This window comes from Chryseobacterium rhizoplanae (assembly GCF_900182655.1).
GTDB classification, from domain to species: Bacteria; Bacteroidota; Bacteroidia; order Flavobacteriales; family Weeksellaceae; genus Chryseobacterium; species Chryseobacterium rhizoplanae.
The window spans coordinates 837,602-863,359 of the sequence record NZ_FXTC01000001.1 but is presented as its reverse complement, the minus strand read 5'-3'; the positions used below and the strand labels follow the sequence as shown (position 1 = coordinate 863,359).

19 protein-coding genes are annotated in these 25,758 nt (G+C 37.4%); 4 read left to right on the top strand and 15 right to left on the bottom strand.

Annotated elements, in window-relative coordinates; genetic code table 11:
- Positions 1–6 precede the first annotated feature (6 nt).
- Together FN817_RS03700 and FN817_RS03695 are read left to right on the top strand one after the other, a co-directional pair.
- Positions 7–2,616 carry a TonB-dependent receptor gene (locus FN817_RS03700; protein WP_142716756.1) on the top strand — a complete coding sequence of 870 codons (2,610 nt, stop codon included), beginning with the start codon at positions 7–9 and terminating at the stop codon, positions 2,614–2,616.
- A gap of 132 nt (positions 2,617–2,748) precedes the next feature.
- On the top strand, positions 2,749–3,378 hold the full coding sequence (locus FN817_RS03695; RefSeq protein ID WP_142716755.1) for a hypothetical protein: 630 nt from the start codon (positions 2,749–2,751) through the stop codon (positions 3,376–3,378).
- Positions 3,379–3,428: 50 nt separating this feature from the next.
- On the opposite strand, the gene FN817_RS03690 is transcribed toward FN817_RS03695, so the two are convergent.
- The 15 genes from FN817_RS03690 to FN817_RS03620 form a co-directional block, all read right to left on the bottom strand.
- Positions 3,429–3,908 carry a MarR family winged helix-turn-helix transcriptional regulator gene (locus tag FN817_RS03690; protein WP_142716754.1) on the bottom strand — a complete coding sequence of 160 codons (480 nt, stop codon included), beginning with the start codon at positions 3,906–3,908 and terminating at the stop codon, positions 3,429–3,431.
- Between the two features lie 2 nt (positions 3,909–3,910).
- Positions 3,911–4,399, bottom strand: coding sequence for a GNAT family N-acetyltransferase (locus FN817_RS03685; protein ID WP_142716753.1), 489 nt, complete (start codon positions 4,397–4,399; stop codon positions 3,911–3,913).
- Positions 4,400–4,549: 150 nt separating this feature from the next.
- Complete coding sequence (locus FN817_RS03680) at positions 4,550–5,965, bottom strand: efflux transporter outer membrane subunit (RefSeq protein WP_142716752.1); 1,416 nt, start codon at positions 5,963–5,965, stop codon at positions 4,550–4,552.
- Positions 5,966–6,060: 95 nt separating this feature from the next.
- Positions 6,061–9,207, bottom strand: a complete 3,147-nt coding sequence (locus FN817_RS03675) for an efflux RND transporter permease subunit (RefSeq protein ID WP_142716751.1) — start codon at positions 9,205–9,207, stop codon at positions 6,061–6,063.
- Positions 9,207–10,394 (bottom strand): efflux RND transporter periplasmic adaptor subunit, encoded by a 1,188-nt coding sequence (locus FN817_RS03670; RefSeq protein ID WP_142716750.1) that lies wholly within the window; start codon positions 10,392–10,394, stop codon positions 9,207–9,209. The genes FN817_RS03675 and FN817_RS03670 overlap by 1 nt, the downstream gene beginning before the upstream one ends.
- Before the next feature lies 1 nt (position 10,395).
- A complete protein-coding gene (locus tag FN817_RS03665) occupies positions 10,396–10,851 on the bottom strand; it encodes a transcriptional regulator (RefSeq protein ID WP_047422811.1) in 456 nt (151 codons plus the stop codon).
- 115 nt (positions 10,852–10,966) lie between these two features.
- Positions 10,967–11,479, bottom strand: coding sequence for a GNAT family N-acetyltransferase (locus tag FN817_RS03660; protein WP_142716749.1), 513 nt, complete (start codon positions 11,477–11,479; stop codon positions 10,967–10,969).
- A gap of 163 nt (positions 11,480–11,642) precedes the next feature.
- Positions 11,643–11,873, bottom strand: a complete 231-nt coding sequence (locus tag FN817_RS03655) for a DUF2007 domain-containing protein (protein WP_047422808.1) — start codon at positions 11,871–11,873, stop codon at positions 11,643–11,645.
- A 61-nt stretch (positions 11,874–11,934) separates the two neighbouring features.
- Positions 11,935–13,260: an L-lysine 6-transaminase gene (gene lat, locus FN817_RS03650; protein WP_142716748.1), complete on the bottom strand. Its 1,326-nt coding sequence runs from the start codon at positions 13,258–13,260 to the stop codon at positions 11,935–11,937.
- 112 nt (positions 13,261–13,372) lie between these two features.
- Positions 13,373–14,923 carry an L-piperidine-6-carboxylate dehydrogenase gene (gene amaB / locus FN817_RS03645; protein ID WP_142716747.1) on the bottom strand — a complete coding sequence of 517 codons (1,551 nt, stop codon included), beginning with the start codon at positions 14,921–14,923 and terminating at the stop codon, positions 13,373–13,375.
- Positions 14,924–15,399: 476 nt separating this feature from the next.
- Positions 15,400–15,588 carry a hypothetical protein gene (locus tag FN817_RS03640; RefSeq protein WP_047431047.1) on the bottom strand — a complete coding sequence of 63 codons (189 nt, stop codon included), beginning with the start codon at positions 15,586–15,588 and terminating at the stop codon, positions 15,400–15,402.
- 78 nt (positions 15,589–15,666) lie between these two features.
- Positions 15,667–16,533, bottom strand: coding sequence for an SPFH domain-containing protein (locus FN817_RS03635; protein WP_047422804.1), 867 nt, complete (start codon positions 16,531–16,533; stop codon positions 15,667–15,669).
- A gap of 377 nt (positions 16,534–16,910) precedes the next feature.
- Positions 16,911–20,186: a cytochrome c biogenesis protein CcsA gene (ccsA, locus tag FN817_RS03630; RefSeq protein WP_142716746.1), complete on the bottom strand. Its 3,276-nt coding sequence runs from the start codon at positions 20,184–20,186 to the stop codon at positions 16,911–16,913.
- A 283-nt stretch (positions 20,187–20,469) separates the two neighbouring features.
- On the bottom strand, positions 20,470–21,042 hold the full coding sequence (locus FN817_RS03625) for a Crp/Fnr family transcriptional regulator (RefSeq protein WP_142716745.1): 573 nt from the start codon (positions 21,040–21,042) through the stop codon (positions 20,470–20,472).
- Positions 21,043–21,349: 307 nt separating this feature from the next.
- Complete coding sequence (locus FN817_RS03620) at positions 21,350–21,988, bottom strand: cysteine hydrolase family protein (protein WP_142716744.1); 639 nt, start codon at positions 21,986–21,988, stop codon at positions 21,350–21,352.
- Between the two features lie 373 nt (positions 21,989–22,361).
- On the opposite strand from FN817_RS03620, the gene FN817_RS03615 reads away from it, so the two are divergent.
- Both FN817_RS03615 and FN817_RS03610 read left to right on the top strand, forming a co-directional pair.
- Entirely contained in the window at positions 22,362–24,941 is a 2,580-nt protein-coding gene (locus FN817_RS03615) for an FtsK/SpoIIIE family DNA translocase (protein ID WP_142716743.1), read from the top strand.
- Between the two features lie 63 nt (positions 24,942–25,004).
- Positions 25,005–25,652 (top strand): LolA family protein, encoded by a 648-nt coding sequence (locus FN817_RS03610; protein WP_047375113.1) that lies wholly within the window; start codon positions 25,005–25,007, stop codon positions 25,650–25,652.
- Positions 25,653–25,758: the final 106 nt, after the last annotated feature.

The following is a 25,758-nucleotide window of genomic DNA, read 5'->3' as shown; positions in this document are numbered from 1 at the left end:
TATTTCATGAGCATTATTTTTAAAAAGCGACTATTTATAGCGCTTGTTTTACCAACGGCCGCCCTTTATTACGGGCAGAGTACGAAGGATTCTTTAGAGAAATCAAAATCTCTTGATGAGGTGATGTTGGTAGGTAGAAACCTTTCCCAAACAGCCAAAGAAAGAAAAACTCCTGTTGCAGTTTCCACCATCAAGGCAGCGGAAATTCAGGAGAAGCTGGGAAACAGAGAATTTCCTGAGATTATGAAGTCTACCCCATCCGTGTATGTGACCAAAGTGGGTGGAGGTTTTGGAGACAGCAGAATCAACATGAGAGGTTTTGATGGGGCTAACATTGCAGTGATCATCAACGGACAGCCCGTGAATGATATGCAGGGAGGTACTGTATACTGGTCTAACTGGACCGGGTTGGCAGATATCGCGAGCAACATTCAGATCCAGAGAGGTTTGGGAGCATCCAAATTTGTAGTTCCTTCTGTAGGGGGAACCATCAATATTGTGACCAAAGCTACCGATTCTGAGCAGAAAGCAATGATCAAAGGAGAAGTAGGTAATGATAACTACTCCAGAATATCTGCGATGTACTCTTCCGGGCTAAAAAACAAATGGGGAACAACTGTATTGCTTTCCCGTTGGCAAGGTGATGGTTATATCAATGGAACGAAAGGAGAAGGTTATTCCTGGTTTTTCTCAACAGGATTTAAGCCTAATGAAAAACATGCATTCAATTTAATCGCAACCGGAGCACCTCAGGTACATGATACAAGAAGGTCTTCTGCAACCGGAGCGAATGTAGCTACTCTACAGCAACTGGATACTTATGGAAGAAGATACAACCCTCAGACAGGAATGTTAAATGGTTCTCAATTTAATTTGGCTCCTAACTTCTATCATAAGCCTATTGCATCATTGAACTGGGACTGGACAATGAATGATAACCTGAAGTTATCTACCGTTCTTTATGGTTCATGGGGACGTGGAGGCGGTGGTACCGGACTGAACGGTTCTATCAAAAACGGCAGCGGCCAGACCATGAATTTCATGAATTACGGTGCAGGCGGAGACGGTACGATCAACTGGGATATGATTTACAGATATAACAGAGGGGGTATGGTAACCGATTATAACGGAAACACTTTCCAGAAATCGACCTTTACTGCTCCTGCAGGATCTCCTGGTGATTATAACGGACAATATGTAGCTACGCTAAACGGAACCAGCGGTATCGTAAGAAAGCAAAGTATCAATGCTCATGACTGGTATGGAGTAATTGCAGACCTTAATTACAAAAAAAATAACTGGACCTTTAACGGAGGTATCGATCTTAAAACTTACAAAGGGGCACTTTATGATATTGTAACCGATATGTTGGGATCTGATGCACTATTTGTTTCCAGTACGGCAAATGCTCCAAAAGGATACTATATCAACAATACGGTAAAACCGGAGCCTCTTACTAAACTTAAAGATGCTCAAAAAGTATCTGTCCACAACGAAGGTCTGGTAAAATGGGCAGGTGTATACGGAATGGTTGAATACAGCTCTGAAAAACTAAGTGCATCCGTTCAGGGATCAGTTTCTGAACAGTACTACAAAAGAAGAGACTATATGCTGTATACTCCAGGAAACCAGGAAACAAAATGGTACCATAAAACGGGTTATATTGTAAAAGGTGGTGCCAACTATAATATAGATGAACACCATAATGTATTTTTCAATACAGGAGTTATTTCAAGACAGCCATTATTCAACGCGCTGTTCCCTTCCAACCAGAATATTTACAACGATGCAAAGAATGAAAGAATTTTCTCTGTAGAGTTAGGATATGGTTTCAAATCCCGTTATGTAGATGTAAATATCAATGCGTACAGAACGCAGTGGGATGACAGATTTATTTCAAGAACTTTTAATGCAGGAGCTGCAGATGTAGCTAACTTCTCTCAATTGCAACTTGGAAATGCTTATTTCTACAACGCTCTGAATGTTGGACAAATACACCAGGGTGTTGAATTGGAAGCGAAGGCAAGACCATTTGCTAACCTTAGGCTGAGAGGGATGTTATCATTAGGGAACTGGAAGTACAAAGGAAACGCCAATTTCAACATTCTTGATGTTCAAAACAATCAGGAAGTTGCCGGAGCTACAGGAGTTATCAACATCAAAGATTTAAAAGTTGGAGATGCTGCACAAACTACAGCAAGTCTGGGAGTTGATTATAGCATTACCAAAGCTTTCAGTATTGATGCTAACTGGGAATATTATGACAAGCTGTATGCACAGTTTAACCCAATCAATTTCCTTACTGAGGCTGCAAGAGAAAAAGGAATTGTAAAATTGCCAAGTTATAATTTATTTGACGTAGGTGCTTCTTACAAATTCACACTTGATGCGAAAAAGTCTTTAACATTGAGAGCGAATGTATACAACTTATTCAATAAATATTATATTTCTGAATTAAGCTCCAATATTTTTGCAGGTGACAAAATTGCCAGCGGTCCAAATGCCGGAAAAACGTACCAGGAAACAGGTAGAGTTTATCAGGGTATTGCTGATGGTAATACAGGATTCCTTGGTTTTGGAAGAACCTGGTCTGTTGCAGCGACTTTAAGATTCTAATATAATTTCATTTCAATAATGAATTCAAAGAACCCGCCAGAATTTGGCGGGTTCTTTTATATTATATGATTATTTTAAAGAAATAAATAATACATTAGACATTTAAAATCATTTAACTCTTTTCAATTAGATATGGACCAGGAAACCACAGATTATATTATCAACTATTTCGGTAACTTAATGACTAAAAATGAAAAGTTAGCCCTAAAACATCAAATGTCTTCTTTCAAGAGTAATGAAAATCCACAATTCAGAAAGATAATGATAGATAAAGGCTGGATAAGTTCCAACCCTGAAATCACAAATCTATTAGAAAATAGTTATGAGGTCTTTAAACAAAACATTGTAACGCGTGTAATGACTGAAACTCCTGAAAAAGTTTTTTTTAATAATTGTCCGAAATGTGACAAACTTGCCCGTACTCCACATGCAAAGCAATGCAGATTTTGCGGATATAGCTGGCATCATTTAATTGTTGCCCAATTTAAGCTTAACGATACTATTCAGATTACAGGAAGGCAGTTTTTCTTGATAGGACAAATTATAGAGGGGGAAATCAGGGAAGGCCAACGAATAGATTTGAGAATACTGGGACTTAATAAAAAAATCAAAATTGAATCCATTGAATTTGCTCTTAAACACCAAGATGAAAAAGTTTGGGAAGATATTTCTCTTGGAACAAATGAATTAACGGAACAAGACAAAGAATATCTGAAAAGTATACATCCTTTCAAAGAATCACTTGATATTATTATAGAATAAAAACAGCTATATCATTTGTACAACTGTTTTTTTATATAACTAAAATCTACTTATTTCCAGTTCTTCACCTGCAGCGCTCTCTGATAAAAAGACTGGCTTGCAATTTTCTCTTCCGCTTCATCAATAGCAGTAAGCAGATTGTTGTTATTGTCAGCAATATCACCTAAAATCTGTGACATCAACTCCCAAACCGGTTTCATTTTTTCAATGAGCTCCTGCCCTTTTGAAGTGAGTTTAAAAAGTCTTTTACGTTCGTCCTGCTTGTCTTTTTCCCATTGTATCAGCTCCAGTTTTTCGAGTTCTTTGAGTAGGGTGATAGTGGATGGATGAGTATACCCTATTTCATTGGCAATTTCGACAACGCTTGCTATCTCTTTTTTATAAATGGTAAAGATTACCGGAAACCATTTCAGTTCAAAATCAATTCCGAATGCTTTATAGATAAGCGCTCCATCTTTCCTCAGTTGTTCACTCAAACGGTGCAATCTGGTTGATATGGCAAGAATTCCTGCTTCGTTGATTACATTCATATTCAGGCAATATTTAAATGGTAAAAAATATCATCAGCACTCATCAAAGGAAATTTTACAGGGAGGTTTCCTTTTTCAATCTTCACAAACTGATTCCTTTCATAGAAACGCTGTGCAGCTTTCAGTACCGTTATGGTTCCTAAATATAAATCATCAATTCCGTTTTCGCGGCAGAAAGAAATTAAAACTTCCAGTAGTTCTTGGGCAATATTCAGTTCTTTGCCTCTGAATTCCTTTTTAACAAACATTTTTCTGATCGCTCCTACCCTTTCATCAAACTTAACCAGTGCAATAGAACCTACCAGCTCACCATCTACAAACGCGCCCCAAAAGTTGCCTCCTGCTTCTGTGTAAAAACTTTCAATCTGTAAAAGATCAGGCTGATCTTTAATGGTGATCGGAATATTAAACTCCTTCTGCTGGATATTCAAAATCAGGTCAATCGCCTGTTCCGAATAAGAATTTCCTATGGGTTGTATCTGCAATTTCATAGCGCTTGAATTTTAAAGTATAAAACTACGTAGTTAAATACATTTATACAAATTGGTTTTATCTATTTAATCATTTTAGCATGATCAATAATCAAAAAACGTATGCCATTACTGACATACGTTTTTATGATATTAAATTACAAAATGCGTTTATTTCCAACCTCCGCCTAAAGCCTGATAAAGCTCTACGGCAGCTTTCATTTTACTGTATCGGGCATTCGAGATGTTAAGTTCAGCATTCAGTGAATTCACACTTGCATTCAACACTTCAAGATAGTTGGCCATACCATAGTTCACCAGTTCCTGAGAATAATCAACCGATTTTTTGTAGGCATCCAGCTCATGTTGTTTTAATTCAATAAATGAATCCTGCACAGAGAAAACCCTGATAGCATCTGAAACTTCTTTACCAGCAGTAAGAACGGTTTTTCTGAAGTTAAGATAAGCAGTTTCCTGATTGGCAAGACTCACCTCATAATTTGTTTTGATCGTTCTTTTGTTTAAAATAGGCTGGGCCAGTCCTCCTATAACACTTGCAAACAATGAATTTACACTGAATAAGTGATCAATATCAAGAGACTGAATTCCTCCACTTCCAGTAATCTTCAACGTTGGATAAAACTGCGCTTTTGCCGAGTTGGTAAGCTCGAAAGCATTCATTAGGTTATATTCCGCTCTCATGACATCAGGACGATTGGCCAATAATTGGGCAGGATATCCTAATTTTAAGTCAATAGGAACATTTTGAGATTCCAATGTTGATCTTTCAATCGTATGCGAGGGCTCTCCCATAAGCAGGCTTATTGTATTTTCCAAAAGCTGGATCTGGGTATCAATATCAATCAGCATAGATTTCGCATTGAAAACGAGAGCCTCACTCTGCTGTACTGCTACTTCTGTAACAGTTCCTGAAACTTTTAAAGCTTTTGTGGTCTCAAGATTTTTCTCACGAACAGCAATCGTTTCATTGATGATTCTTTTTTGCGCGTCAAAAGTCAGCAATTGATAATATGCAGAAGCAATGGAAGAAACAAGGTCACTTTTAACGGCTTTATGTGCTGCCACTGTTCCCAAATAAGTTGCTAACTGAGCTTTTTCCTGAGCTTTCAGTTTTCCCCAGATATCAGCCTCCCAACCTATACTTGCAGTAATATCAAGCTGATTAATGTATCTTCTGTCCCCGAATAGTCTCCCGGTTTGGGTATTCAAAGACTGAGTCTGGAAAGTATAACCGGGTCCTACTGTAACAGTTGGGGCATATGCTGCTTTACTCTGCTTAAGATAAGCTTCTGCAGAATTAATGCTCTGTAATGCAATTCTTATATCAAGATTATTTTCTAAAGCCTTAGAAATATGTCCTTGCAGCAAGGGATCTGTAAAAATTTCTTTCCAGGAAACATTCGCAATATTAGTACTGTCTGAAGGAAGCATATCTGTACGAAACAGTTTTTCGTCTACCACGTTCTTCGGTCTTTCATATTCTTTTCTTGCCATACAGGATGAAATGGCCCCGAGTATGAAAACTGAAAAAGTGATTCCTTTTATGATGTTTAATAAACTCTTCATTATAAAAAATTAGAAATTAGATGTAAGAGACCGGAAGTTAGATATGGTTTTAGAATAATTGTCTAAGATCTAACTTCCAGCTTCTCTAATTAATTTTATTCTGCTAAATTGATATCTTCTTTTTTGATAGGTTTAATTTTTTCCTGCAGTGTTTCAAAGATCACATACAGAACCGGAATTACAAATAATCCCAAAACAGTTCCTATCAATAGTCCGATAGCCGCACCCGTAGCGATAGATCTGTTCCCTACTGCTCCGATTCCACTGGCCAGAACCAACGGCAATAAACCGAAAATAAAGGCGAATGAGGTCATTAGAATAGGTCTCACCCTTGCTTTCGCTGCATTGATGGCTGACATTACAATGGTTTCTCCATGATGTCTCCTTTGAACAGCAAATTCGACAATAAGGATCGCATTTTTCGCCAATAATCCCACGAGCATGATCAGGGCAATCTGGAAATAAATATTATTCTCCAGTCCCATGATCTTCTGTCCGAAATAAGCTCCCATTACCCCAAGAGGAAGAGAAATAATAACGATCAGCGGAAGGATATAACTTTCATACTGTGCAGAAAGGATAAAGTAAACGAAGATCAAACTTAGCCCGAAAATCAGAAGGGTCTGAGATCCTGAGTTTAATTCTTCTCTGGTCAACCCCGTAAATTCAACGGCATAGTTTTGATTCAGGGTTTCATCAGCTACCTGCTGTACTGCTGCAATCGCGTCCCCGGAACTGTATCCGTCAGAGTTCGCACCTGTCACTTTTACTGAAGTAAAGAGGTTATAACGGCTTACAGATTGTGGTCCGTATGCTTTTGTCAATGTTACAAACTGTGAGATCGGAGACATGATCCCTGATCCTGTTCTTACGTAGAGCTGATTCAGATTTTCAATATTTTTTCTGTTTTCAGGAAGAGCCTGAACCATCACTCTGAACTGTTTTCCATACTTGGTAAAGTCGGCAGTATAAATACCTCCGATATATCCCTGCATGGTTGCAAGGATGTCATTGACAGAAACTCCAAGCTGTTTGCTCAGCGGAACATTAATTTCCATCTGATATTGAGGGTATTTAGTATTGAATGAAGTCTGCGCAAACTGAATTTCCGGTCTCTGCATCAGCTTACCGATGAATTCATTGGTTTTATTATCCAGGTCTGCATATTCCCCACCTGACTTGTCCAGCAATACCATTTCAAAACCTGCACTGTTACCAAATCCCGGTACACTTGGCGGCTGGAAGAATACTACTTTAGCATCAGGAACAGCTCCTACAATTCCAAATAATTTTTTGGTGATATCTTCAGAAGTCTGTCCGTCTTTTTTTCTTTCTTCAAATGGTTTCAGTTTAACAAAGGCAAGACCGTTGTTACTTCCGTTTCCGGATAAGAATCCTCTACCTGTTGAAATCGTTACATTCTGTACACCCGGAACTTTCAGTGCTTTCGCCTGAAGCGTTTTCAATGCGTTGTAAGTTCTTTCCATAGAAGCTCCCGGAGGAAGCTGAACATCTGTAAAGATAATCCCTCTGTCTTCTGTAGGTACAAACCCTTTCTTCATACTGCTGCTTGCCCAGAATAAGATCCCTCCGGTAACAGCGAAAATAATAAGGGTTACCCACTTATGTCTTAAAAGGAATACAAATCCTCTTCCGTAACGTTCAGTAGTTGTTTTAAAAGCAATATTAAACTTGTAGAAAAACTTCTGTAACAGGTTTAAGTTTTTATACTCTTTATGATGCTCTGCGTGAGGTTTTAAGAATAATGAACATAAAACCGGACTCAACGTTAATGCATTAATAGCAGAAATGATAATGGCTATAATCAGCGTGATACCAAACTGCTGGTAGAATACCCCAGTAGGACCTGTAATGAACGTCACCGGGATAAATACTGCTGCCATTACCAACGTAATAGAGATAATAGCTCCTGTAATCTCATCCATCGCTTCCACCGTTGCTTTTTTAGCATCCGAAATACCATGCTCCATCTTGGCATGAACGGCCTCGACGACGACAATGGCATCATCCACTACAATACCAATCGCCAGTACCAATGCAAATAAGGTCAAGAGGTTTAATGAATATCCGAAGAGATTCAGGAAGAAGAAAGCCCCTACAATAGATACCGGAACTGCAATAGCCGGAATCAGCGTAGATCTGAAGTCCTGAAGGAAAATATATACCACAATAAATACCAGAATAAAGGCTTCGATCAGGGTATGTACTACCTTTTCAATAGAAGCTTCCAGGAATTCGTTGGTATCAAAGTTGAAAGTATACTTTACCCCTTTTGGAAAAGTTCCTTCGGCTGATTTCAGATAGGCTTTGATATTTTTAATAATCTCCTGTGCATTGGATCCCGGAGTCTGGAAGATCCCCATACTGATGGAAGGATTGTTTCCGTTCTCCCCGATTCCTGTATAAGACTGTCCTGCCAGTTCTACCTTAGCAACGTCTTTCAGCATCAGGTTTTGTCCGTTTGCAAGAGATTTGATGATGATATTATCGTACTGTTCTTTATCGTTGAATTTACCTACGTATTTGATGATATATTCAAAAGAACTTCCGCTGTTTTGTCCGATAGAACCCGCTGCTGCTTCTCTACTCTGCTCGTTGATCGCATTGGTAACATCGGTAGGAGTTACGCTGTAGGCAGCCATTTTTGCAGGATCCAGCCAGATTCTCATGGAGTAGTTTTTACCTCCGAAAACGTTGGCATCCCCTACACCATTTACCCTTTTTAGGTTCGGAATAATGTTGATATTCAAAAAGTTCTGAAGATATACGTCATCCAGATCTTTATTTTCAGAATAGAAAGACATATACATCAGGGCACTGGTCTGCTGCTTCTGGGTTACAACCCCTGAACGGGTTACTTCGGATGGTAGAAGAGGCGTTGCTCTGGCCACACGGTTCTGTACGTTTACCGCTGCAATATCCGGATCTATTCCTTGCTTGAAGAAAACCTGGATTTGAGCAGAACCGTCATTTCCGGCACTGGAAGTGATATAATCCATACCTTCCACCCCGTTGATCTGTTCTTCCAAAGGCACTACTACACTTTTCATCACCGTCTCAGCATTGGCTCCCGTATAGTTTGCGGAAACACTCACTGTAGGTGGTGCAATATCCGGATACTGTGTAACCGGTAACGAGATCAGTCCCAACACACCGAGAATCACAATCAGGATTGAGATTACGGTAGATAAAACCGGTCTGTTAATAAAATTTTTTATCATTAGAATTTCGGTTTTATTGATTGAACAAGACTATCCATTTTAACCGGCTTTGGTTTTACGGCTGTTCCCGGTTTCAAACCTCCGATACCAGCTGCAATAACTGTTTCACCTTTGTTAACTCCAGATTTGATAAGTGCTAAATTGTCGATTCTGTCAATAACATTGACAACAACATTTCTCGCCGTATCTCCTTTTTCTACTTTGTATACATAAACAATACCTTGCTGTTCGTAAGTAGCACTTTCAGGCACTACAAGAACATTATCATATCGTTGAGGGAATCTGATCGTTCCACTGTTACCGTTACTTAATAATTTCTGAGCATTCGAGAACGCAACTCTGAACTGAATAGTCCCTGTTGTAGGATCAATTTGTCCGGTAATAGCCTCAATTTTACCTTTTTCAGGATAAAGACTTCCGTTAGCAAGCTGAAGCTCAACCATCGGTAAGTTTTTGATTTTCTCAGGCATAGAAGCTCCAGGAGATTTTTCAAGGAAATCAAAATACTCTTTTTCATTCATTGCAAAGTAAGCATAGATCTCAGAAGTATCAGAAATTGTTGTCAGAGCCGTCTGATCAGACGGCCCTACCAAACTTCCTACTTTTAACGGAAGTCTTCCGATCACCCCTGAAATAGGTGCACGAATGATGGAATATTCGATATTGGCTTCTACTCCTTTATAATTGGCTTGTGCCTGTCTTTTGGAAGCATTGGCCTGTTGTAGCTGAGCCTGAGCCTGAGCCAATTGAGCCTGAGCAGTCTGCAGCTGTACGTTGCTGATGATATTTTTCTGAACCAGAGGTTTTAGTTTGTTTACTTCAACCTGAGCAGCATTTACAGAAGCCTGGGCAGCAGCAATACTGGATTCAGCAGCACCAATTCCTGCCTTGGAAGCGGCCGCATTTTCGTTCAGAATATTGGTTTCCAAACGGAACAAAGGCTGTCCTTTTGTAACATATTGTCCTTCATCCACCAATACCTGTGTAATATATCCCTGTATTTTTGCACGTACATCATTGTTTACCCTACCCTGGATGGTAGCCGGAAACGTCTGATAACCCACTATATTTTTTGACTCCACGGAAACAACAGGATATGGCTTGGCACCATCCTGTTTCGGAGCTTCTTTTTTGCAGGCAGTCAGGGAAAGCGCTGCAATGGAAAGTATAACTAGCTTATTATTCATTTTATAGTTTATTAAGAGATTCCTGTATATTTTCTATGTTTTTGTTTAAGAGTGCTTTGTAAACTTCTATTCTTTCATTGTATCCATCGTCTTTACTTGTTTTAAAATTGTTTAAATCATCTAATAGCTTCAATTCGTCCTGCATTTTCTGGACAATTTTCTCGAATCGTATTTTTTTGTATTCATCATTGATGAAAAAATACCGCTTCCGTTCATCCATTTTGTTATGATCAACAATAAGCTGAGCATTTAACAATAATGAAATACTGGTAGAAACGGAGCTTTTGCTCGCGGAGAGCACTTCCACAAATTCGTCAAAAGTAATTCCTACTTTCTCATAGTCAAAAAGAAGGTAGGAATAGATTTTTGATGCTAAAGGGGGTAAGCTGAACACGGTGCCATAAAATCTTACGGCATCCTGAAAAATTTTCTCATCAATTTCTATACTCTGGTGCATATATAAAAATTTGAACAAAAGTAAAAATTAGTTCAGAACCAAACGAACAAACCCGATAGAGTTTATAAATACAAGCCGGTTTAAAAATTCAATGAAAGATGATTTAACTTTTCACTTAAATTATAATCTTCTCAAAAGCTTTTCTCATACCGTCTCTTAAAAGAACCTCTCCACAATAGGAATACCCTCTTCCTTCAAGGATTTTCAACATGGCAATATTATCATGGTTGGTATCTACTTTAATACTCTGAATGTCATGGGATTTAGTGAATTCTTCAATGTGGTCAAAAAATTTCTTCACCATTCCCTGTCCTGCAAATTTTTCATCTACAGCCACTCTGTGAACCACTACAAATTCACCGTCGCTCAGCCATGCTCCTTCAATGGTACTATAAGCAGGTTCATCATTCAGAATCAAAGCTCCATACACTGCAATTTCTCCGTCTACTGTCAAAACATGTCCGAAACCTTTGGCAATATCACTTTCCACCGTTCCCAGGTTAGGGTATCCGTTCTGCCATTGGGTGCTTCCGTCTTGTCTTCTTCTTTCAATAGATTGCTGGATAATTTCCCAAATCCTGTTTCTGTCTTCAATTTCCGATTTTCTTAGTTTGATCTCTGGATTCATGTTGTAAAGTTGATTTAAAAAAATTAAAAGATTGAATGATTAAAAATCAGAATAACTAATAATGAAATCAATAATCTTTTGGTTCGTAATTAATTAAAAAACCGAAAATTAATCTTAATTAATTTTCGGTTCGAAGTAGTAAAATTTAAAATTATGAAATTGTTTATTGATTTTCACTTTGTTGAAGGTAAGCATCAATAATTTCAAATGCTTTTTTTTCTTCTTCCAGATCTACCATTACCTTCAGCGAAGTGGCTGTTGGAGTTGTGGTAAACGTAAGATAGTTATTTTCAACGGTGTTTGTAATTTGCGCGTCATCCAATTTAGATTTAACCAACTGAATTTCTGAAGGGTTATCACTTTCATAAACTGATACTCTCGTACTTCTTTCCATATTCTAATTGTTTGAGTATCTAAATGTACGATGTTTTTTTTAAAATTACAAATCCCGTGTTTTAAATTTTATTAATATTATTTTCAATTTTATTTAAAGCAAGTTGAATTTCTTCCTTTGTCACATTCAAATGAGGTCTGAAACGAAGGGACTGATCTCCACATGGAAGAATGATTAATCCATCCTTGAAAAGCTCGTTCATCAGGTGATTTCTCTGTTCGGCAGATGGCAGGTCAACGGCACACATCAAGCCTCTTCCTCTTGCATTCGAAATTTTTTCAGGATATTTTTCAGCAAGCGCTTTCAAGCTTTCCAATAAGAAATCTCCCACTACTCTTGCATTCTCCACAAGGTTCTCTTTTTCAATCACTTCCATTACCAGCTGAAAACGAAGCATATCAATAAAGTTTCCTCCGAATGTAGAATTGATTCTTGAGCTTTCTCTGAAAACATTATTCGGAACTTCATCAAATTTTTCTTTATTGGCTAAAACACCACAAACCTGCGCTTTTTTCCCGAAAGAAATGATGTCCGGCTTTGCTGTAAAGTGCTGGAATGCCCACATTTTTCCTGTAATGGCAATCCCTGTCTGAACTTCATCAAAAATAAGTAAGATTTCGTTGTCATCACAGATTCTTCTTAATCCCAAAAGGAATTCGTCTCTGAAATGATTGTCACCTCCTTCTGCCTGAATAGGTTCTATGATGATACAGGCCACTTTATCAGGGTGCATCAGGATAGCCTCTTCAATCTGAAGTAAAGCAAGGTTTTCATTTTTGATTGTTTCTTCAAGGTTTTCTTCTGTAATCGGGAACTTTAATTTCGGGTTTAAAATTCTCGGCCAGTTGAACATTGGGAAATATTGGTACTTTCTTGGGTCAGAAGTATTGGTTAAGCTCAAAGTATAACCGCTTCTTCCGTGGAAAGCCTGTTTGAAGTGAATGCAGATTCCTGCTTCTGTATCTAGTCCTTTTGCAAAGTTTTTGCGCGTTTTCCAGTCGAAGCATGCTTTCATAGCATTTTCAACGCCCAGAGATCCGCCTTCAATAAAGAAAGCATATTGTAATTCTTCAGGGATAACCACTCTTTCGAATACTTCAAGGAAATGAGCATATTCTTCAGAGTAAACGTCAGCCAGAGTAGGCTTATTTACAGCCATTCTTCCCAGCCATTCTGATCTTTCTAAAAGATAAGGGTGATTGTATCCGATAGATGCTGATGCAAACATAGAGAACATATCCAGGTACTCCTTGTCTGTCAATTTATCATAAAGCCATGATCCGTGTGATTTTTCAATATCCATCACAAAATCAAAACCGTCTGCCAACACATGTCTTCCTACTGTTTCTTTTACTTTATTTGCTTTTATATCTAATGTCTGTTCCATAATAAATTGTTGTGTGATTTAATAAATGAATGATTAAATGATCCAAAGAATGAAGCATTTAATCATTCAGGTTATTAAGTTTTATGTTTTTTGAGTGCTTTAAGTAAAGCTTTTATAAATCAAATTTAATTCCTTGTGCTAAAGGAAGTTGTGCAGTATAATTGATAGTATTGGTTTGTCTTCTCATATAGTATTTCCAGGCGTCTGATCCAGACTCTCTTCCTCCTCCGGTTTCCTTTTCACCACCGAAAGCTCCACCAATTTCAGCACCGGAAGTTCCGATATTTACGTTGGCAATACCACAATCTGAACCTGCGTGAGAAAGGAATAATTCTGCTTCTCTTAAGTTCTGGGTCATGATCGCGGAAGATAATCCTTGTGGAACATCGTTCTGAATTGCGATAGCTTCTTCCAGTGTTTTGTACTTGATCAGATATAATATAGGGGCAAATGTTTCATGCTGAACAATCTCATAAGAGTTTTTCACTTCTGCAACACAAGGCTTCACATAGCATCCGGATTCATAGTCTTTTCCGGTTAAAACTCCGCCTTCAACAACGAATTTTCCACCTTCTTTTTTACATTTCTTGATGGCTTCTTCGTATTGGTTTACAGCATCTGTATCAATCAGAGGACCTACGTGATTATTTTCATCCAATGGATTTCCGATTTTCAGCTGCCCGTAAGCTTTTGTTAATCTTGTTTTCACTTCATTGTATACACTTTCGTGGATAATCAGTCTTCTTGTTGAAGTACATCTCTGACCTGCAGTTCCTACCGCTCCGAAAACTGCTCCAATGATAGACATATCAATATCAGCTTCTTTTGTAATGATAATCGCGTTGTTTCCACCTAATTCAAGGATAGATTTCCCGAATCTTTCTGCCACTTTAGAAGAAACCATTCTTCCTACTCTTGTAGATCCTGTGAAAGAAACAAGGGCCACTCTTTTATCATCTACTAATTTCTGTCCGATTTCGTGGTCTGATACCAATACACTTGAAAGTCCTTCAGGAAGATTATTTTCCTTTATAACTTCCATCATGATATTCTGGCATGAGATAGCACAAAGCGGTGTCTTTTCAGATGGCTTCCAGATGGTAACGTTACCACAGATCCAAGCCAATGCTGTATTCCAGGACCAAACAGCTACCGGGAAGTTGAATGCAGTAATGATTCCTACAACTCCCAGCGGATGGTATTGCTCATACATTCTGTGACCAGGTCTTTCAGAGTGCATGGTGTACCCCTGAAGCTGTCTTGAAAGCCCTACAGCGAAGTCGCAGATGTCAATCATCTCCTGAACTTCTCCAAGCCCTTCTTGTAATGACTTACCCATTTCGTAAGAAACAAGTTTACCAAGATCATCTTTATATTCTCTTAATTTTAAGCCCAGCTGTCTTACGATCTCTCCTCTTTTGGGAGCCGGGATCAGTCTGAATTCCTGAAACGCCTTTTGAGCCGTTTCAATTACTTTGTCATAATCACTTTCTCCGGAAGTTTTTACTTTAGCGATCAACTTTCCGTCCACAGGAGAAATGCTTTCTATCACCTTTCCTGAAGCGAAATATTTACCGCCTGTTGAGGTACCTTTGTTCTCTTCTTTAATACCTAAATTTTTAAGCGTTTTTTCGATTCCGAAATCCTTTACTTTTTTTGACATAAAATCTTACTTTTCGTTCTCTCTAAAGATAAAAATATTATGTGAACCTCAAAACTTTAATTTTTAATACGTTTTTTATTTGGACTAATTATAAACATGCTTATCTTTGCAGGGTAATCATTTTGATAATCACCAATGGAAAATTCACAAGAAAATAACTCAAAGCTTAAGAAGTGGTTCAAGCGTGTGGGATGGGCAGGACTTGCTTTCTTTACCATTAAAGGCTTGATTTGGCTCGTCATATTCTACGTTGGAGCAGATAGTCTTCAAAGTTGTATAAAATAAAAAAGCAGAGAAAATTTCTCTGCTTTCTTTTTTGGTATAAGGTTAATTGAATTGTTATTTATTTATTGAAAAGCTAAAAAAAGAATCCTTTTTTATATTTTCTGTAATTTCAAAAAGAGAAGAAGTACCGTCTTTCAACAGCTATATTCCCTGAAAATAGCATGTATACTTCACAATTCATCTTTTTCAAACTACTCTTTCTTCTTCCTCCCTGCATTAACCAGGCTCTGATGCAACAGGTATTCTATCTGTCCGTTTACACTTCTGAAGTCATCATTGGCCCACTTTTCGAGGAGTTTATAAGTAGACTCATCTATTCTTATCACAAAAGATTTTTTGCTTTTGTTTTCTGAAGAGTTCTGAGCTTTTTCTGATTTCATTTTCTAAATTCTCTAACATTATTCTGACTATTGTAGTGTAGAAATATACACACTACAATCTACTTGTATTTTTCACTTTTAATTATAAAGTGTTCCTGCATTTAATACCGGTGTTGCAGCTTTTTCTCCGCAAAGAACCACCATTAAATTGCTTACCATTGCTGCTTTTCTTTCATCATCAAGCTCAACAATATTCTCTTCTGAAAGCTTTTTCAATGCAAGGTCTACCATTCCTACAGCTCCTTCCACAATCTTGGTTCTTGCCGCTACAATAGCCGTTGCCTGCTGTCTCTGAAGCATAGCACCTGCAATTTCCGAAGCATAAGCCAAATGCGAAATCCTGGCCTCCTGAATCACAATTCCTGCTTTTGAAAGACGGTCTGTAAGTTCCTGCTCCAAAATAGAATTGATTTTATCTCCACCTTCTCTCAACGTAATCGGAGCATGATCATCTTCTAAATTATCATAAGGAAAACTCATTGCCAAATGACGTACTGCTGCTTCACTCTGCATTTTCACGAAATCAGAATAGCGCTCCACATCAAAAGCTGCTTTATAAGTATCTCCCACTTTCCATACAATGACAACCGCAATTTCAATTGGATTTCCCATTTTATCATTTACTTTCAAAGTCTGTCCCTGTAAATTCTCAGAACGTAAAGATATTTTCTGTGATGAATACAAAGGATTGATGAAGAATAATCCGTTCTCTTTTACACTCCCAACATATTTTCCAAAAAAGTTCAGCACTCTTGAGTGATTCGGCTGGATAATCATTAAGCCTTTTAAGAAAAAGCAGGAAAGAAGAAAGCAAAGCATGGCAATAACCACATAGGCTATACTTTGATCTACTCCACTAACAAAAAAGTAAACTGCTGCCACAAACAAGGCAAGGCAGATGACCAGTGTAAGATAACCCGACATGGGTTTTAATGTTTTTTCCATGATTTAATTTTAATTTGATATTGTTTTGATATCATAAAGATGGTGATAAATTTTGAATTACAAATGATCAATTTTGATTTTTTTTGAATGAGGTGCAGATTTCGGGTTTCGAGGTGCGAAGTGCGGGTATTTTTAACTAACGCAAGGTTCACGAGGTTAATTTATTAGGATCCATTATATTTTTGTTCGCAAAGCCGCTTCACTTAGCTAAGATCAGTAATTTCTTTGCTGAGTGAAACGCCTTTGCGAACGATATTTATCATCATAAAAATCATTGCGAACCTTAGCGTTAAAACAGCTCACCCTAATGCTAAAACAATAGAAATAAAAAAATCCCGGAAAGTAAATTCCAGGATTTTAATTTTATATTCAGATCTTTATTTCTTTGTTAAAGCTTTAAACTTCATATAAGAAACAGCTGATAAGATGATCATTGTAGAGATTCCGATATATACCCAAGCTGGTACTGGTACCGGATCTCCCGCTGCATAAGAGTGAAGTCCGCTTAAATAATAATTTACTCCAAAATAAGTCATTACCATTGAGCAGAATGCAAACATCGTTGCTACGTGGAATGCCCATCTGCTTCTCAATCCAGGTACTAATCTCATGTGCAGTACAAATGCATATACCATGATGGAGATGAACGCCCATGTTTCTTTCGGGTCCCAGCTCCAGTATCTTCCCCATGATTCGTTTGCCCAGATTCCTCCTAAGAAGTTTCCTACTGTTAATGCAAACAATCCGATGGTTAATGACATTTCAGAAACAATTACCAATTCCTTTAATGTGGTATCGTGGTGAATTTTATAAGTTTCTTTATTGGATATAATATAGAATACCAATGAAATTACAGCAATGATCATCGACAGTGCGAAGAATCCATAACTGGATGTAATAATTGCTACGTGAACAATTAACCAATAAGATTTCAATACCGGAACAAGCGGAGTGATCTGCGGATCAAGTGCTGAACCTCCGTGAGCAAATCCCATCATAATAACAGCCACCATAAACCCGGCTGCAGGAATTAATGCATTGGAATTTCTGTATAATAATAAACCTGCTGTAATACCTACCCAAGAGATGAAGATAATAGCTTCATATCCGTTACTCCAAGGTGCGTGTCCTGAGATATACCATCTTGCTACAAGTCCTAAGAAATGGCAAAGATATCCTACTAAACCAACCGCAATGATTACTTTAATGATTTTATTTAAAACTTTATTGGATTTAAACAGCTCAACGAATCCTAAGATTAAAAGAAGCCCTCCGATAATAGTGTAGAAAATCAATAGTTTAAAGTTAATATCTGCTTTATTCATGAAAACCTCAAGATCAACTTTAGATTTTGCAGGAACTACCGCCTTACCCCATTTCTGCTGGTATTCTGAAAGCTTCGCTAACTCAGCATCCGCTTTACTCCAATCTCCGGTTTTCTGTGCGGTAAGCGCTTCAGCGAAATAAGGTCCCATCACCTGCTGAGATTCCATATCCGGTTCAAATTTCTGATCTAACCATGAATGCCATGTGTGGTTGGCATCATTTTTCACAGGAACAATTCTCATAAACTGACCGCTGAAGAACTCATTGAAGATCTGCACTCTCTCATTTACAGCAATTACTTCTTTATCGTAGTTCGTTTGCTCAGCTGGTTTTTTACGGAATGCCGTATTATAATCATGCTCTAAGATATAAGTCAGATTACCATTGGCATCAGCCGGGAAAAGGTTCATCAGTGAAGTATACCCGTCTTCATCTGCCTTTGTTTTATTTTTCAGTTCATCACCTCCTTTCGTTCCCACTTTGATCATCGGAACCATAGTCCAGCTTGGTGTGTCTGTATTGATTGAAAGAAACCATTGGTTAGCTGTAAGATACTTTCCGTCTGTTCCTTTAAACTCGTCTTTTTTGTATAATTTTCTTAAAACATCCAATGCTTCTGTATTGATAGGAACAATTCTTCCTTCAAAACTTTGCACCAAAAGATATCCGAATTTATCAGCATGTTCTTTACTGATTTTGTTTCTGGCAATGATTTCATCCGGAGTGATAGATCTCATTTTACCCATTGGAGTAGCCAGAGAATTCTGCTTTGGAGCAGCAGCATCAAGCGGTTGAGCAGACGGAGCCGGAGCGTGGGTATGATTATCACCTTCCACATGAATGTGTTCTCTGCTTCCGTCCGTAGTTCCGTGAGTTTCGATTTTTTGTGCGTTCAATCCTAAGCTTAAAAAAACTAAAAGTATTGTTGCTGCTTTTGTTTTCTTTTTGTTTGCATCAATCAGCATTTTATTCAGTTTCCAGAAGTGAGTTCCTTTCCAGAAGAAGATCACAAACATTCCTAAGAATAAAAGTCCGTATCCGATATAAGAAATCAAAGTTCCCCAATAATCGTGGTTTACAGAAAGAACTGTTCCCATTCTGTCCGGATCAAAACTTGACTGGAAGAAACGGTATCCTTTATGGTTAAGAACGTGGTTCATATAGATTTTATAAGGAGTTTCTTTACCCTCATCAATGATCTTCACATGGCTTTCATAAGCACTTGGAGATGAGCTTCCAGGATAAGTTTCCATAATAAAGTCATCCAGCTTCAACGCGAAAGGAGTATTGTATACTTTAGGTCCGAATCCAACCATGATGTTTAAACCATCCATAGTCACCTGCTTGTAGGCATTAGGATTTCCTTTTTCAACAGAAAGGTCTACCAATTGCTTTGTTTTTGGGCCCTGAAGCTCAATCTGAAGCATATCAGGAACGTTAGCATCTTTCTTTCTGTCTCCTTCAATCGCGATCAGTCTTCCTTTTTTAAGACCTTCAGGTACTACAAGCTTCAGTTCGTTGATGGTATATAAGCTTCTCAATGCCAAAGGCTGGAACTCATTTTTCACAGTGCTTCCTGTTGCCTGAGTAGCCATGGTCATATAGCTTGCATCCACCGGAGTTTTGATGAATAATTTTCCTCCTTCATTTTTGAATTCAACCGCTCCTTCAATCGCTCTGTTGAAAGTCACCAAAGTCCCGTTGATCGATTTTGTCTCACCCGGTTTGATGTAAATGTTCTGTCTTCCGGTGTTTCCGGTAGATACCAGATGAAGATATTCTGCACCGTTTGGCTCAGCCACAAGGCTGTCTTTTTTTCTTTGAATGTATTCTTTAGCAAACACTTTCACTTCTTTTCCGTGGAAGTCATACGTTGCTTTTAAATCTTTGTTCAAAGGAGACATCAGATAAGGAACATCCTGATAATTCAGCACATCACCTTTCTCTTCGATCTGAATTTTAAAGAAATTTTTATCCGTTACGATCTCGTTTGAAGTTTCACCTTCTCTGATGTGCATAGTACCCTCAAAACTGATGTATCTTGTGATGGCACCACCGATAAAAATAAAGATAAAGGCTAGGTGAAACACAAGAACCGGCCATTTCTCTCTTTTCCATAGTCTGTATCTTCCGATATTTCCTATGAAGTTAAGAATGAGCAGGACCATGATCAGTTCGAACCACTTGGCCTCATAAATTAATGCTTTTGCTGTAGGAGTTCCGTAGTCGTTTTCTAAGAACGTTGCATAAGCCATCGCAAATGCATACACCAGCAACAATACAGCCATTGTCCTGGTTGAGATAAGAATATCTTGGAGCTTCTTCATGATTTATTGTACTTGACATGCAAAAATAAGCATGATAAACCACAAAGAGCTTAAAAAAAGCTGTTTTTTGTCACTTTGGCCTCTGTTTTGCTTATTTTGAAACATTCTTAATAAGCCTGAAAACATTAGGAAAAATTCAATTTTCAAATCCACAGAAATAGAGATTTATAATACCTATACCCATGATTGAAGGCTTCTATTTTTAATCTCAATAATAGATCTTGAAACCTCCCAAAAATGGTCAATAATTTAAAGTATTTTGAAATTCATTATTCAACTATTTTCAAAGAATTTTCTTTCTGATTTTACTCAAAAATTCATGAGTAATTCCCAGATAAGAAGCGACCTGTTGTTGGGTAAGTCTCTGTTCCAATCCCGGGTATTTTTCAAGAAATTCAAGATAACGTTTGTCTGCCGTTTTACCCGTTAATGAAAGTATTCTTCTCTGCAATGCTACTGACGATTTCTGGTTCATGACTCTGAAAAGCTTTTCTATCTGAGGCATGGTTTCATACAAATGTTCTTTATCTTTTTTGGAAATCATTAATACTTCGCTGTCTTCAAGGGCTTCAATATTCAGGATACTTGGAACATTATTGATCAAACTGTCGATATCTGTGATCCACCATCCTTCTACCGCAAAATACAGGGTTTGTTCAAATCCGTTTTCATTCAGGTAGTAAATTTTAAAACAGCCATTCAGAACAAATCCTTCAAAATTACAATAGTTACCTTCTTTGAGAACGACTTCTTTCTTTTTAAACTTTCTATATTCAAAAGGCTTCATAAAATGGTTGAAATCCTCTTGGGAAAGATTTATAGAGTTGCTGATATTTTTATAGAGCAGATCGGACATTCTGTAATTTAAGCAAAATAAAGGTATCAAAATTATTGACACCTTTATTGAATTAAGTTATGTTAAGTTATTTTTGTTCCTAAGCAATGGAACTTCAATTTTTTGTTGGGTAAACGCAAAGACACAAGTTTTATCATAAGTATTGTTTATTTCAAGACACAAGAATATTTCGACTTCGCTCAATATGAGATTTTCAGCAAGACGACCTGTTTTAAATTTTATCGGAGATAAAATCTTTGCGCCTTACAGCACAATTTTTAATATCATTTTGCGCCTTTGCGTAACCAAAACAGATTCACTTTAAAACCTACTTACTTAAAAATTCTTTTGTATTTATTACACGGGCATAAAGATTTCCAAGAGCAGAAATTCCTGCTAAAAAGGATCTTTGAACTTCTGCAGCCTTTACCACTTCCCCATTCAGTTCCCGGTTTCTGGTGGCTGTAGCATCCCCAATAATCGTATTATTAAACCCAAAGTCGAAAGCCGCTCTCGTAGTGGCTTCTACACAAACATCTGTCATCATTCCTGTAATAACCAGATTTTTAATTTTGTTTGACTGAAGATCGTTCAGGAGATCCGTTCCCCGGAAGCTGTTGGGAAAATGCTTGGTAATTACTTTTTCGTCTTCTTCAGGTAAAACCAACTGATTAATCCTGGCTCCATTCGTATCCGGAAGAAAAAAAGCAGCTCCTTCATTCGTTGAGATATGCTTGATATGAATGACAGGAAGATTATTTTTTCTAAAATATTCTAAAATCCTTTTGGTTTTTTCTGCAGCCTGCTCAGCATTTTCCAATGTCATTTTTCCTCCGGGGAAATAATCATTTTGTACATCGATAATTAATAATGCGGTGTTTTCCATTTTTTGTTTTTGTGCGTTCATTGTAATCATTGAAATCAATATCAGACCTAAGGTCAGAATAGTTTTGAATCTGTTTTCCATATGTGAAATTTTCTGAGACAAAATTATAGCTGTTTCAAATCCTGACCTTTGAACTAGTTCAAAAAACACATCTGATCTTTAATAATATCAATCATAATTTTAAATAGTATTATTTTTTTCATTCCTCTATATTTAGATCGGAAATTTTATTATCTTTTTTAAAGAAAAACAAATATGATTAGTTAATATAATTTAACAGCATCAGATTTGCATAAACAAAAAAAATAGCCCTATTTTTATTTTCTAATTGCGAAAAATATTTTTTAATCAAATTTTAAATAATCGTTGTAAAAAGTGGGATTTCCAAAATATTTTTTGGAGAAAAAAGATTCTTTTAGTGTTGAAAAAACATTAAATTTGCGACATTGATATTATGGATAAAAAGACACAAAAAAAACAGACTGAATCGCCTGAAGCAGGCAAAATTTTATCTAAGCCGCGTATTTTTTCCGGGCTTACTTTTATACTTTTATCGGCTGTTCTTGCATTCTCATTCATTTCTTATTTAATGAACTGGAAAGCAGATCAAAGCCAGGCCGGAACAATGCTTGACAAGAGTATAAAATCTTCCAATATCTTTGGCAAGGCAGGTGATTGGCTGGGGAATATTTTCATTTTTGAAAGTATCGGTATTGCTTCATTCATCATTGCTTTTTTATTTCTTGTAGTGGGTACACTAATCCTTAAGAAGAAAATATTCAAACCATGGAAAACCTTCGGGCATTCTTTGTTTTTTATCTGCTGGCTTCCGATTTTTATGGGAGCACTTACTAAAGGACAAGGTGTTTTAGGAGGGGTTTATGGATATCAGATCATGGATTACCTTAATTCTATTATTGGAACGGTAGGTCTATGGACTGTATTGGCGGCAAGTATTCTTTTATATTTTATTCTTGAGTTTAATCTTCGTCCAAGTTCTATCAAAGCAAAACTGGATAAGATCAATGAAAATACGATTGGAAAAGTAAAATCTATGATTCCTGATTCTAATGATGACTTCGAGGCAGATGAGGAATTGAAAGAAGAAGCTGAAGAAATTGAAGAAACAGCTCCATCTCGTGTTACGGTAAGTGATGTTACCAATGGTACTTCCAATAATTCAATCAATACGGTGAGAGAACCAGACCCTGTAAGTGTTCCGAAAGGATTTCCGGAAGTTCCTGTTTCAACCGATATAGAAACCATTACGACTCCCAACCACACTTCTTTTGAAGCGGAGCCGAGAGAAGTTGCCCAGCCGGTAAGTTTAAATCTTTCTACAAAACCTATTGTTCCGGTTTCAACTCCGGAAGAAGCATTTGATATCAGACCATCTGCTCCATCTTCTGCTATAAATACTGCACCGGCACAGGAAAACATTAAATTCAATGTAGAAGTAGCCCCTGTAATTGACATTCTGGATGATTCCGATAAAAAATCTCAGGAACTGATAGAAAAACACGGTTTATATGATCACAAGCTGGATTTAGCTAAATTCCAGATGCCGCCTGTAGAATTACTGAAAGACTATGGCAGTGAAGAGATCTCCATCAATAAAGAAGAATTAGAAGAAAATAAAAATAAGATCGTTGGGCTTCTGAAAAACTTCAACGTAGGAATCGCAGAGATCAAGGCAACAATCGGTCCTACTGTTACATTATATGAAATTGTACCGGAAGCGGGAATCAGAGTAGCAGCTATTAAAAAACTGCAGGATGATATTGCACTGAACCTTTCCGCTTTAGGAATCAGGATTATTGCTCCGATGCCCGGGAAAGGAACAATTGGTATTGAGGTACCAAGAAAAAATCCTACCATGGTGTCTATGCGTTCTGTGATTGCGTCTCAGAAATTCCAGAATACGGATATGGATCTTCCGGTGGTTTTCGGAAAAACGATTTCTAATGAAATTTTCATGGCCGACCTTTCAAAGATGCCTCACTTACTGATGGCCGGAGCAACAGGTCAGGGTAAATCTGTAGGGATTAATGCAATCCTTACTTCACTTCTTTATAAAAAACACCCAAGTGAACTGAAGTTCGTCATGGTGGATCCTAAAAAAGTGGAACTTTCTTTATATTCTAAAATCGAAAGACATTATTTAGCAAAACTGCCGGATGCAGAAGAAGCAATCATTACTGATACCAATAAAGTAATCAATACCCTGAATTCTCTGTGTATTGAGATGGATACACGATATGATCTTCTTAAAAATGCTTTCTGTAAAAACCTGAAAGAATACAACAAGAAATTTGCAGAAAGAAAATTAAACCCAGACAACGGACACCGTTTCTTACCTTATATTGTATTGGTAGTTGACGAGTTTGCAGATTTGATCATGACAGCAGGAAAAGAGGTAGAATTACCGATTGCCAGACTGGCACAGCTTGCAAGAGCCGTAGGAATTCACCTTATTGTAGCAACACAAAGACCGTCTGTAAACGTAATTACAGGGATGATCAAAGCGAACTTCCCTGCGAGAGCAGCCTTCAGAGTAATCTCAAGTGTAGACTCCAGAACCATTCTTGATTCTCCGGGTGCAGATCAGCTGATTGGTAAAGGAGATATGCTTTATTTCAATGGAAATGAGATCCTGAGACTTCAGTGTGCTTTTGTAGATACACCAGAAGTGGAAAGACTTGCTGAGTTTATTGGAGAACAGAAAGGATATGCGTCTGCGTTCTTACTTCCTGAATATGTTTCTGAAGACTCTACAAGTACAGTAGGTGCTTTTGACCCTAACGAAAAAGATGCTTTATTTGAAGAAGCAGCAAGAATTATCGTTTCTACCCAACAAGGTTCTACTTCAATGCTTCAGAGACAATTGAAACTGGGATACAACAGAGCCGGAAGAATTATGGATCAGCTTGAAGCCAGTGGTATCGTGGGAGGTTTTAACGGGGCTAAAGCAAGAGAGGTGCTGATCAGTGATCTTCATTCTTTGGAACAGTTTTTGGAAGATCTGCGTAGTTAAGGGAAAAATTGAATGATTTAACCTTTCAGAGTTTAAAATGTCTAAAGATTATTAAGTAAAAAAATGAAAAATATTATTTCAAAAGTTATATTAGGAAGTTTTGTTGTAGGTGCAGTAGGTATGGCCAATGCTCAGAAGATTGATGCTAAGGCTAAAAAGATATTGGATGATATTACAGCCAACTACAATTCTAAAAAGAATTCTTACTTCAAATTTTCTTTTGGAAGCGGCCTTAACGGGCAGGTGACGAAAACAGAACCAGGTATTTATTATGCTGCAGGAGAAAAATACAAGCTGAAGATCATGGACACGGAACAGATCTTCGACGGAAGCAAGATTTACAATATCAATGCAGATGATATGGAAGTAACAATCGCTAAGCCTAACGGAAGCGGTACCATGTTCTCCCCTATCAACTACCTTACAACTTACAGAAACGATTATAATGTAACCTATAACGGTAAGAAGATGGTAAACGGGGTAAATGCTGATTTCATTAAGCTGACCCCTGTCAAAGCAAACGGAATACAGTTCGTATATTTATTTGTAGATTCTGCTAAAAAGCAGATGGTAAAGCTGGAACAACACGGAAACAACAAAGATGTGGCCGTAATTGCGATTAAAGAATACAAAGAAAATCAGCAGCTGGACCCTAATATGTTTGTTTTTGACAAAAATAAGTTTAAAAATTACGTAATTACAGAACTTTAAAAAGCTGAAAGTGAATTGGCAAATAAGCAAATTTACTTTTTAAGTTAAAAAAATAACAAAATATAAAAAGCCACAAGTAAAACTTTGTGGCTTTTTGATTAATTTT

Excerpts from the sequence above, each read along its gene's own strand:
- ccsA (WP_142716746.1), bottom strand. The coding sequence starts at position 20,186 with ATGAAGAAGCTCCAAGATATTCTTATCTCAACCAGGACAATGGCTGTA.
- lat (WP_142716748.1), bottom strand. The coding sequence starts at position 13,260 with ATGGAACAGACATTAGATATAAAAGCAAATAAAGTAAAAGAAACAGTA.
- FN817_RS03620 (WP_142716744.1), bottom strand. The coding sequence starts at position 21,988 with ATGGAAAACAGATTCAAAACTATTCTGACCTTAGGTCTGATATTGATT.
- FN817_RS03700 (WP_142716756.1), top strand. The coding sequence starts at position 7 with ATGAGCATTATTTTTAAAAAGCGACTATTTATAGCGCTTGTTTTACCA.
- FN817_RS03615 (WP_142716743.1), top strand. The coding sequence starts at position 22,362 with ATGGATAAAAAGACACAAAAAAAACAGACTGAATCGCCTGAAGCAGGC.
- FN817_RS03635 (WP_047422804.1), bottom strand. The coding sequence starts at position 16,533 with ATGGAAAAAACATTAAAACCCATGTCGGGTTATCTTACACTGGTCATC.
- FN817_RS03685 (WP_142716753.1), bottom strand. The coding sequence starts at position 4,399 with ATGAAATTGCAGATACAACCCATAGGAAATTCTTATTCGGAACAGGCG.
- FN817_RS03690 (WP_142716754.1), bottom strand. The coding sequence starts at position 3,908 with ATGAATGTAATCAACGAAGCAGGAATTCTTGCCATATCAACCAGATTG.
- FN817_RS03610 (WP_047375113.1), top strand. The coding sequence starts at position 25,005 with ATGAAAAATATTATTTCAAAAGTTATATTAGGAAGTTTTGTTGTAGGT.
- FN817_RS03680 (WP_142716752.1), bottom strand. The coding sequence starts at position 5,965 with ATGAAGAGTTTATTAAACATCATAAAAGGAATCACTTTTTCAGTTTTC.
- FN817_RS03640 (WP_047431047.1), bottom strand. The coding sequence starts at position 15,588 with ATGAAATCAGAAAAAGCTCAGAACTCTTCAGAAAACAAAAGCAAAAAA.
- FN817_RS03675 (WP_142716751.1), bottom strand. The coding sequence starts at position 9,207 with ATGATAAAAAATTTTATTAACAGACCGGTTTTATCTACCGTAATCTCA.
- FN817_RS03665 (WP_047422811.1), bottom strand. The coding sequence starts at position 10,851 with ATGCACCAGAGTATAGAAATTGATGAGAAAATTTTTCAGGATGCCGTA.
- FN817_RS03670 (WP_142716750.1), bottom strand. The coding sequence starts at position 10,394 with ATGAATAATAAGCTAGTTATACTTTCCATTGCAGCGCTTTCCCTGACT.
- FN817_RS03660 (WP_142716749.1), bottom strand. The coding sequence starts at position 11,479 with ATGAATCCAGAGATCAAACTAAGAAAATCGGAAATTGAAGACAGAAAC.
- FN817_RS03695 (WP_142716755.1), top strand. The coding sequence starts at position 2,749 with ATGGACCAGGAAACCACAGATTATATTATCAACTATTTCGGTAACTTA.
- FN817_RS03655 (WP_047422808.1), bottom strand. The coding sequence starts at position 11,873 with ATGGAAAGAAGTACGAGAGTATCAGTTTATGAAAGTGATAACCCTTCA.
- FN817_RS03625 (WP_142716745.1), bottom strand. The coding sequence starts at position 21,042 with ATGTCCGATCTGCTCTATAAAAATATCAGCAACTCTATAAATCTTTCC.
- amaB (WP_142716747.1), bottom strand. The coding sequence starts at position 14,923 with ATGTCAAAAAAAGTAAAGGATTTCGGAATCGAAAAAACGCTTAAAAAT.